Source organism: Streptomyces sp. NPDC086549 (genome assembly GCF_044746205.1).
Lineage (GTDB): Bacteria > Actinomycetota > Actinomycetes > Streptomycetales > Streptomycetaceae > Streptomyces.
Map to the genome: position 1 here is coordinate 156198 of NZ_JBIVBS010000020.1, position 8093 is coordinate 164290.

Genomic DNA, 8093 nt, shown 5'->3' on the forward strand with positions numbered 1-8093 from the left:
GCCGCCGTCCCGGTTGGCAGGCCCAGGGCATCGGCACCCAGATCCACCAGGCCCTCCTCGACGCCATGCGTCCTAGGTGGGTCTCCCTGCTCGCCCTGCCCGGCGCTCCCGCCCAGCAGCTCTACCGCAACCTCGGGTACCAGTACGCCGGGCAGTACAGGACCGGCCCCGGCGGACCCGTTCTTGACCTGCTCCTCCTCCGCCCTCAACAGCCGGGATCACCAGGTCAGCCGGCGTGAAGTCCGACAGGCCGAGAAGCACTTCCCGGAACTCGAGGAAGCTGCACCAGCAGAAGTGCATCACCACCACATCTGTCTGAGCACTTCGCTGCCGACAAGATCGACAACTGCTTTCCGCGCCCGCGGGGATGGTCCCTACACCGTCGCCGAGGCCAGGCGTGGGATGAATCCGTTTCCCACTGCGCATGTTTGCCCCGTCGTTCTGATCCCTGCGCCCGTGGGGGCGGCGCTGCGGTGCGAGAGTCAGGCATCGACCGTTGCGCTCTGGCCATGCGAGCGCCGATGCGCACTTGCGTGTGCCCCTGCAATGAGGCTGCGCCATCTTGAAGTAGCTGTTCAGCAGGGGTGGTGTGACCCTGTTTCGGGCTGCTCGTACTGGTCGCGGGCGGCAGTCTGGGGTGTAGATCGCCTGGCGGGGCGGTTTTGCCGATGAGTTCACCGTCCTCGAACGGTCTACCCAGCGACGCGACCGTTCTCGACAGGAGTGTTATGTCCACCATCCAGCCAGTGATCATCACTGCCGACCAGGAAGTCCTGCTCGGCTTCTATACGACATTGTTCGGCGCCGAGGAGATCTTCCGGGTACCGGCGGAAGGCCCGGCCTTCTACGTCGGCTTGCGCATCGGCGACACCGACCTCGGGCTGGTGGCCAGGACGAACCCGGGGACCGGGGCGGCACCGCGGATCCTGCTCAGCATCGGTGTCGACGACGTCGACGAGATGCTCGGCCGGGTGACGGCGCTGGGCGGCTCGGTCCGCGGCGGCCCCAACGACATGCCGTGGGGGCAGCGCGTCGCCCACATCCAGGACCCCGACGGCAACCCGGTGAACCTCACCCAGGCGATCCCGGCTCAGTAACGCTGTTCCGGGGTGCTTGTGCTGGTCGTGGGCTGACTGCGGTAGAGATCAATTTCCGGTAGTGGCCTCGATGTGCGTCAGCACGAGCAGCGCGAAGCAGGTGGGTGGCGCGAGCGTGGTCAGTGCGGAGCTTGGTGAGGATCCGCCAGTTCTTCAGATGAGCGAAGCCGCGTTCGACGGGGGCGCGTCTGGCGGCCAGGATGCGGGTGGCCTCCCCGTCGGCGGGTGTGAGCTTGCGGGCACGGGCGCCCTTGAAGCCGGTGACGACCACAGGGTCGTCCCCATCGTCGTCCAGCCGACAAAGCCCAGGTCGGCCAGGGCGCCGAGACCGGCAGTGCGCAGGTGGGCCGGGCTAGGGTCGCGGCGGGCGGCGGTGATGTCGTGGGTGCGGCCGGGCCGGGCGGCCGATATCCACATCTGACGGCCCCGCTCGTCGGTCAGGGCAAGCACGTGCAGGCCGTGGCGGCGATGCTTGGCGGAGTAGTTCGGGCGGTTCGTTTTGCCGGTGCGGCGCTGGGTGGGGATGAGGGTGCCGTCGATCAGGACGACCTCTCCGCCCCGCTTGGCGATCTTCTTCAGGGCACGGTCCAGACGCGGGGCCCTCGGGGCGAGGAGGGCGATCAGCTCGTCCCGCCAGCGGCGGACTGTGGTGGCGTAGACATCGTTGCCGCCGGCCATGTCGGCCAGGCGCTGGTCGTCCCGGAGCACGGTCGGGACGGTCACCGCGATCCTCTGATGTTGTCCGGGCCCAGGGCCAGTAGGTGCCTTGGGCCGATGGGGAGTACGAGGGTGTGAGCGTCGCCGAAGGCCATGCCGTACGTGGTGGTGTCCCCCTCCGTACGTATGGTCACGGCCGGGTTGTCGCCGATCAGGAACTGGCCTGTCTTGGGCATGAGCACTTCCAGCTGCCACTTCGACGCCATGGCCTGCATCTTGTAGAAGGTGTTTTCGATGCTGGCGCGGAAGAGCTTGCCGCTCTGGTGGTCGCGGACGACTGAGGACTGTTCGATGAGACGCTCAGCGAAGGCGCCCAGTGGACCCGGGCCGGACAGATGCAGGCCCGTCTCGCGCAGTGCCTCGCGGCGCAGTTGCTCCGGAAACATGCTGATCAACTTGTCTGTCGTGCTCGCGCGGGCACGCGCGAACGCGTTGGTGTGCACATCGCGGTAGTGGTGGGACCGGACGTAGTGGAGCACGACCAGGTCGCGGAGCGCGGCCGCGTGAAGCGGGTTGGCGAACGGAGTCCGGCGTGCACGGCGGCGAACGCTGCGGGAGCCCGCCTCTCCACGTCACCCCACAGCGCTTCAGCAGATGGGGAGTCGAAGGCGACGAAGTTCTCGGCATAGCCGCATGCGCTGGTGCTCCTCAGCTTGTGCACGCGTCCGGGGTGGCGCAGGTCGAACGGGAGCAACTGCCAGCTATTGCCCTTTGGCGCGCGCATCGTGAACTGCTTGAGCAGGACCTGCGAGATGAGGTGCTGCCGCGATGGTTGCTGTGCCGTTGCCACACGCCGGATTCTGCCAAGTGCCCTCTCCAGCCGCCACGGGTTTCCAGACCGCCGACCGACATCGTCGCTGGTCATCGCAGCCGCGTCACGGTGACGACCGCGTGCCGGGTCGTGCCCGCCACAACTTCCATCACCACATCACCGACGGCGGGCGTGTAGGAGTCGCTGGCCTTCGTGAACGCCCGCCCGGCCTGGGGGACCAGGCGCAAGCCGACGACGGAGGCGAGCGCCGTGGTCAGCCGCTGCGAGAGCGCCACCCTTCCGTCGGGCGGCCGTACGGCGAGCGTCTTCGGATGCCGGGGTGTGCCGGGGAACCCGACCACGGCGACGTCGACCGTGTCCGCGTGCCTCACCTTCGGCCTTCTCTGCACTTCTCTCGGAAGGGTCAGCCGCGGGACGGGTCACTGATCTCCACTTTGCGCACGCCTGGTGTTGCCAGACGCATGAAAACCAGCACAGCGGCTCGTTGTCATGGCGCGCTAGCCCGCCTCTCCAGCTGTCGGATGGCGTGGGCGGGCACCGGGTCCGTATGCGGTATCAGATGAGGCGTCCGCCGAGACCGCCGTCGGGGTGGCGGGCCAGCACCCCGCCCGCCGACAGGGACTCGTCGTCCGGATGCGCGAACACCGCGAGGACGCTCGGAAGGGGCATTGTTGCTCTTTCACCTTCCAGAGCCGGGAGGCCGGTTCCAGGTCAGCGAAGGCTACCCCCTTGTGTCCGCGTGTCGATGCGCTGGGCGGACGGTTCCCCGACATTAGGTTCAGCCTGCCGGGAGAGAGCGGGGAGAGTGCGGGTGAGCGGACAGCAGACCACGGAGAAGTCCTTCTTCGAGAAGGCCGCATACATCGTCACCCCGGGATCGGTCGTCTTCGCCCTCCTGTACTACTTCGGCTATACCTACCGCAGCGCCTACTACGCCTACTTCGGTCTCGGTGTCAGTGAACTGGGGTTCACGCCACAGGACTACCTGCTCGGCAGTCCGGCGGCCGTCTTTCTCCCCCTGTGGATGCTGCTCGTTCTCGGCATCATCGGCGTACTCGCCTTCCGGGCACTGGAGCGGTGGCTCTCGCAGCCGGACGCGGCGGAGCGGCGTGGCCCGGTGACCCGGGTGCTCGGCGCGGTGGGCGTGGGCCTGCTGCTGCTGAGCTTCCCCGTCTTCCTGGAGCCGGCGTGGTGGCGGACCACGATGTGGGTCCTTCTGCCCGTCGGCTGGCTACGGGTCCTCCTGCCCGCTGTCCTCGTGGCCGTGGGCGCGCTCCTTGTGCTGTGCGTCATGTACCTGACCCGCGATCCGCAGCGCCGCGGCGGGCGGTTCTGGGGCATAACGGAAGGACTCCTCGTCTCCGCGACAGCGCTGATCGTGTTCTTCGCCCTGGCTCGCTACGCCCACGGAGCGGGCACGTCGGCGGCGCGGGACGAGGCCGAGAACAACTTCCGCGACACGACGCGTGTTCTGATCCACTCGCGGCAGCCGATCTTCCCGTCGGCCCCCAACGTGCACTGCGTGGACCGGGGCGCCGCCTACCTGCCCTACCGGTACCGGTGCATCGGGTTCCGCGTGCTGGCGAAGTCGAGCACGCGGTACTACCTGGTGCCCACTGAGCGTCTGGCCGACGGGGACATCACCTTGGTCCTGAACGACGACAACTCCGTCCGGGTTGAGGTCCGCGGCCAGGAGTGAGCCGCACCGGCGTCCTCGGTCAGGTGGGGGAGGCCGACGGCACCTCGTCCGGGGTGGTCTCCTGCTGCGTGGGTGTGCCGCCCGGACCGGTCGTTGGGCCGGCCGGCGTGCTCGTCTGCTGCGGCGCGGGCGTCGGCGTACCCGTCTCGCCCGTCCCGGGCGTCCCGGTGTGCTCAGCCGACGTTGCCGGACTGGGCTCGCGCTGTCCCACGGACGCCGTCACATCGCCCTGGTCCGTCTTGACTTCGACCTGAAGACCTCCCTCAGCTGTACCGGGCGGAATGAGCAGGGCGAAGCTGCAGGTCTGGTGCGGCTGGAGAGTCGTGCCCCCGCAGGTGTCCTCGGCGACGGCCGGTGCGTTAGAGGCGCTGGTCGGCGAGGGGCCGACCAGCTTTGCCGTTTCCACCTTCATCGGTTTGTCCGTGGTGTTGGCGACGCTGACGTTCACCTTGGCCGACTCGCCCGGATCCGCCCGCGGAAACTTGATCCGGGCGTCACCGGACTGGCCCTGCGTACCCGGGAACAGGGTTGCGCTGCCCGCCATTTGGGGCGATTTCGTACCAGCCCCGCTGTGGGGCGTGGTGCCACCGGCGCCGCAGCCGGCGATCCCGGTCACCACGGCCAGGACGACCGAGGCCCGCAGAGCGTTCGGCGCGAGCCACCGGGGACACCGAAGGGCTTCCGGGGCACCAGACATTGCGGCCTCCGCTGGGAACTCGACGAGGCTTGCGAGCCTGACACGAATGTGCGGACGAGCCGGGTGATGACCTTGCGGCACACCGCCTGATCACCCAAATCACCCAATGGGGGACCCACGGGCCTGCGTGCGGACGGTCCCTGCGGCACCCGCACGCAGCGGATTTCCGGTACGCGGACGAGTGACCCGGCGCCTCGGTTGTAAGACGATGGGCCGATTGACCTGGTGCGACCGATGCGCTTGCACACCGTGGGTGCCGGTGTGGGGCCGGGGGAAGACGGTTTCTCAGGGGAAACATGTCCACAGCCGCAAGAGCCGTGCGCAGGTGTTGGCGCTCTTTGAATTTCCCCAACCCTCGCTCATCCGACGTACAGACATGCTCGCCTTGATTCCCCACCCGTGGACAGACCGCTCCTGAGTCAGGTCAGCAGCAGTCAGGGGGATGCTGGTTCAGGCGGCCTCTCTCTGCGGCATATCACTGGGCGTCGCCAACCAGGGCATCCGATGAACGAGGATGTCGCGCAGCCGTGTCAGAGCTGTGATCTTCTCCTCCAGTTCGGCCACCCGTTGTGCGCCGACGACGTAGCCGTCGGCGCACAAGGGCGAGTATGCGAAGACCTCGGGCAGATCGGTGTCGAGATAGCGCACGAAGGACTTGACGTTTTCGACGGTGAACCCTGAGGCGAGCAGGTTACGGACGTTTCGGACCCTGGTCACCGCGTGCGGGCCGTAGTCGCGGTAGCCCGAGGTTGTCCGGTCGGACTCCAGTAGGCCCTGCTCCTCGTAGTAGCGCAGGGCGCGGGTCGTGGTCCCCGTCTGTGTGGCCAGTTCACCGATCAACACGTGGCCTCCTTCGGGCTGGTTGTCAGGTATGACGTATACCTTGTGGTCAACTCCTGAGGCGGACCACGGTCTTCCCGGTGTACCGGCCGCGGACGAGATCGAGGAGTGCCTCGGGTGCGCTCTCCAGCCCGTTGATCACTGTCTCGTCGTAGACGATGGATCCCTCGCGCAGCCAGTCGCGAAACTGTTCGCCGAACTCCGCGGCCCGGTCCAGGTGGTCCCACAGGGTGAAGCCGCGGATGGTCAGGCGTTTGCCCAGGACACTCAGCAGGTCACCGGGGCCCTCGTCGGGGCGGGCGGTGCTCTGCCGGTTCAGGGCTCCGCAGACCGCGACACGGCCGTGCACCTTCATGACCTCGATGGCGGCGCGCAACTGCTCGCCTCCGACGTTGTCGAAGTAGACGTCGATGCCGTCCGGGGCCGCTTCGCGCAGTCGGTCGAGCACTGGGCCGTCGTGGTAGTCGAAGGCCGCATCGAACCCGAGCTTGCCGGTCACGTGGGCCACCTTGTCAGCCGAGCCAGCGCTGCCGATCACCCGGCTGGCTCCCTTGAGCCGGGCGATCTGGCCTGCCATGCTCCCGGTGGCCCCTGCCGCGCTGGAGACGAAAACGGTGTCACCTGGTCGCAGCCTTGCCGCGTCCATGAGCCCTGTGTAGGCGACCAGGCCGAACCCCAGGTGCATGGAAGGAGTGGGGTAGGCCGCCTTGTCCACTCGCCGGAATGCACCGGCCTCGGCAGCGGCGTACTCCCGCCAGCCGAGCCGATGCATCACCAGCTCTCCCTCGCCCAGCGACGGGTCTGCCGAGGCGACCACCTCGCCGAGCGCGTCCCCGTACAGCACCTCGCCCACCTCATAGGTTGGCATCGGCAGCGCGGACCCGCCCGCGATCAACATGAGCATGCCGGGATCGAGCGACATGAACAGGTTGCGAACCAGCACCTGGCCCGGCGCGGGGGCCGGGACGCCAACCTCGACAATCTCGAAGTGGTCGCGGGCCGGGCGCCCAACGGGCCGGGCGGCGAGTCGGACCTCCAGAGCTGTACTGGGCAGGCTGGAAAAGGCGGGCAACGTTGCGCTCGTCTCAAAGGACTTCATACCGTCGACGCTAGGCATTGACCCATGCGTGAAGGTCAACCCGTCCCACCGCTGAGACCTCGGCGCCGACCGGCGATCGCCGGCTATCCCTCGCATGGTGACGCGACTCCGGCCACAACTTCGACGGTCAACTGTCTGGGGCCCTGCTGAAGCAACCGGACGACGAAGGCGGGCAGGATGGCATTCACGGGGGTGGCTCCTTGCACGGTCGTAGGAGTAGGTGGCGCGGCGCGGGGACAACTCGCCCCACAAGAGGAGGGTGCAAGTTGCCGCCCGCGCCGGGGATTGTGACGCCGACGATCCGGGCCGCAAGGAACGCCGGATCGCTGACGGGCCTTATGTTGCGAGGGTCATGAGTTCGTCGAGGAAAACGGGGGTACAGCCGTGCAGGGAGATGACATCCCGCGCGGCGATGATCCAGCGCAGGCCTGGGTGACCGTAGGGCACGTGGTCGAGGTCCTCGTCTTCCCTGGACGGGAGTGCGGTGAGGGTCTTGGGGTTGTGCAGGATGCCGGCCACGCCCCACGGGGACGGGTGTTCAACGAAGGCGGCCACGGCGCCGCCACGCAGGTGCGGACGGTACCGCGCTTCACGTTCCGGCACATGTGGAGTTCCGCAACACCGGATCGGCGAGGGTCTATGTCGTCGGCACCATGTGGACAGTGAGCCTATTCCAACCTCACGTTGAGGTGTGGCGGAGGACGAGGACAGCCTTCACGATGTTGGTGATCCGGTTGGTGCTGCAGCGGATTTTGCGCAGCAGGCGCCAACTCTTGAGAGTGGCCATGGCGCGCTCGCCGAGGCAGCGGATCTTGGCGTGGGTGGTGTTGTGGCGCCGCTTCCATGGCTTGAGGCGGCGCCCCGGAACGGGACTCGGACGGACCGGCCGACGCCCTGGTACCCCTTTTCTGCCCAGCATTTCAATCCCGCGGCGGCAAGCGCGTCGATGATCCCGTGGTTGCGGGCGGCGGTCAGATCGTGGGTCGAGCCGGGCAGCGCCGCAGACGCCCAGATCAGACGCCCGAAGGGATCGGCAAGAACCTGCACGTTCATGCCGTGCCGCTTGTGTTTCCCGGAGTGTGCGCCGTGAGGCGCTTGTTGTTCGAGCGGAGGTGAAAGACCACCGCCATCGTCCTGTCGCAGCAGGGCGGTTGAAGCTGAGGGCAGCCTGA

At 67.7% G+C, this 8093-nt stretch carries 10 protein-coding genes and 2 pseudogenes; 3 read left to right on the forward strand and 9 right to left on the reverse strand.

What is annotated here, in order from left to right:
- Nucleotides 1–65 precede the first annotated feature (65 nt).
- Both ACIPSA_RS42485 and ACIPSA_RS42490 read left to right on the forward strand, forming a co-directional pair.
- A complete protein-coding gene (locus tag ACIPSA_RS42485; RefSeq protein WP_402645263.1) occupies nt 66–239 on the forward strand; it encodes a hypothetical protein in 174 nt (57 codons plus the stop codon).
- A gap of 489 nt (nt 240–728) precedes the next feature.
- Nucleotides 729–1097 (forward strand): VOC family protein, encoded by a 369-nt coding sequence (locus ACIPSA_RS42490; protein ID WP_402645265.1) that lies wholly within the window; start codon nt 729–731, stop codon nt 1095–1097.
- Here the strand turns inward: ACIPSA_RS42490 and ACIPSA_RS42495 are convergent.
- The 4 genes and pseudogenes from ACIPSA_RS42495 to ACIPSA_RS42510 form a co-directional block, all read right to left on the reverse strand.
- Entirely contained in the window at nt 1072–1368 is a 297-nt protein-coding gene (locus ACIPSA_RS42495; protein WP_402645268.1) for a transposase family protein, read from the reverse strand. The two genes, ACIPSA_RS42490 and ACIPSA_RS42495, sit on opposite strands and share 26 nt — an antisense overlap.
- Nucleotides 1251–1820: a transposase family protein gene (locus ACIPSA_RS42500; protein ID WP_402645271.1), complete on the reverse strand. Its 570-nt coding sequence runs from the start codon at nt 1818–1820 to the stop codon at nt 1251–1253. The genes ACIPSA_RS42495 and ACIPSA_RS42500 overlap by 118 nt, the downstream gene beginning before the upstream one ends.
- Nucleotides 1817–2323: pseudogene (locus ACIPSA_RS42505) on the reverse strand (DUF4238 domain-containing protein); the annotation flags it as partial. The gene ACIPSA_RS42500 and the pseudogene ACIPSA_RS42505, both read right to left, overlap by 4 nt.
- A 352-nt stretch (nt 2324–2675) precedes the next feature.
- On the reverse strand, nt 2676–2957 hold the full coding sequence (locus ACIPSA_RS42510; RefSeq protein WP_402645274.1) for a hypothetical protein: 282 nt from the start codon (nt 2955–2957) through the stop codon (nt 2676–2678).
- Between the two features lie 440 nt (nt 2958–3397).
- On the opposite strand from ACIPSA_RS42510, the gene ACIPSA_RS42515 reads away from it, so the two are divergent.
- On the forward strand, nt 3398–4285 hold the full coding sequence (locus tag ACIPSA_RS42515; protein ID WP_402645277.1) for a hypothetical protein: 888 nt from the start codon (nt 3398–3400) through the stop codon (nt 4283–4285).
- Between the two features lie 19 nt (nt 4286–4304).
- On the opposite strand, the gene ACIPSA_RS42520 is transcribed toward ACIPSA_RS42515, so the two are convergent.
- The 5 genes and pseudogenes from ACIPSA_RS42520 to ACIPSA_RS42540 all read right to left on the reverse strand — a co-directional run.
- The gene (locus tag ACIPSA_RS42520) at nt 4305–4829 is read right to left on the reverse strand and encodes a hypothetical protein (protein ID WP_402645279.1); all 525 of its coding nucleotides are present in this window, start codon (nt 4827–4829) and stop codon (nt 4305–4307) included.
- 603 nt (nt 4830–5432) lie between these two features.
- Nucleotides 5433–5825 carry a MerR family transcriptional regulator gene (locus ACIPSA_RS42525; protein ID WP_402645280.1) on the reverse strand — a complete coding sequence of 131 codons (393 nt, stop codon included), beginning with the start codon at nt 5823–5825 and terminating at the stop codon, nt 5433–5435.
- A gap of 46 nt (nt 5826–5871) precedes the next feature.
- Nucleotides 5872–6921, reverse strand: coding sequence for an NADP-dependent oxidoreductase (locus tag ACIPSA_RS42530; protein WP_402645283.1), 1050 nt, complete (start codon nt 6919–6921; stop codon nt 5872–5874).
- Between the two features lie 336 nt (nt 6922–7257).
- Entirely contained in the window at nt 7258–7524 is a 267-nt protein-coding gene (locus ACIPSA_RS42535) for a hypothetical protein (RefSeq protein WP_402645285.1), read from the reverse strand.
- A gap of 76 nt (nt 7525–7600) precedes the next feature.
- Nucleotides 7601–8093: pseudogene (locus ACIPSA_RS42540) on the reverse strand (transposase family protein); the annotation flags it as partial.

What these genes read in the sequence shown, in the direction of transcription:
- ACIPSA_RS42490 (WP_402645265.1), top strand. Translation starts at nt 729, where the DNA reads ATGTCCACCATCCAGCCAGTGATCATCACTGCCGACCAGGAAGTCCTG.
- ACIPSA_RS42530 (WP_402645283.1), bottom strand. Translation starts at nt 6,921, where the DNA reads ATGAAGTCCTTTGAGACGAGCGCAACGTTGCCCGCCTTTTCCAGCCTG.
- ACIPSA_RS42485 (WP_402645263.1), top strand. Translation starts at nt 66, where the DNA reads ATGCGTCCTAGGTGGGTCTCCCTGCTCGCCCTGCCCGGCGCTCCCGCC.
- ACIPSA_RS42520 (WP_402645279.1), bottom strand. Translation starts at nt 4,829, where the DNA reads ATGGCGGGCAGCGCAACCCTGTTCCCGGGTACGCAGGGCCAGTCCGGT.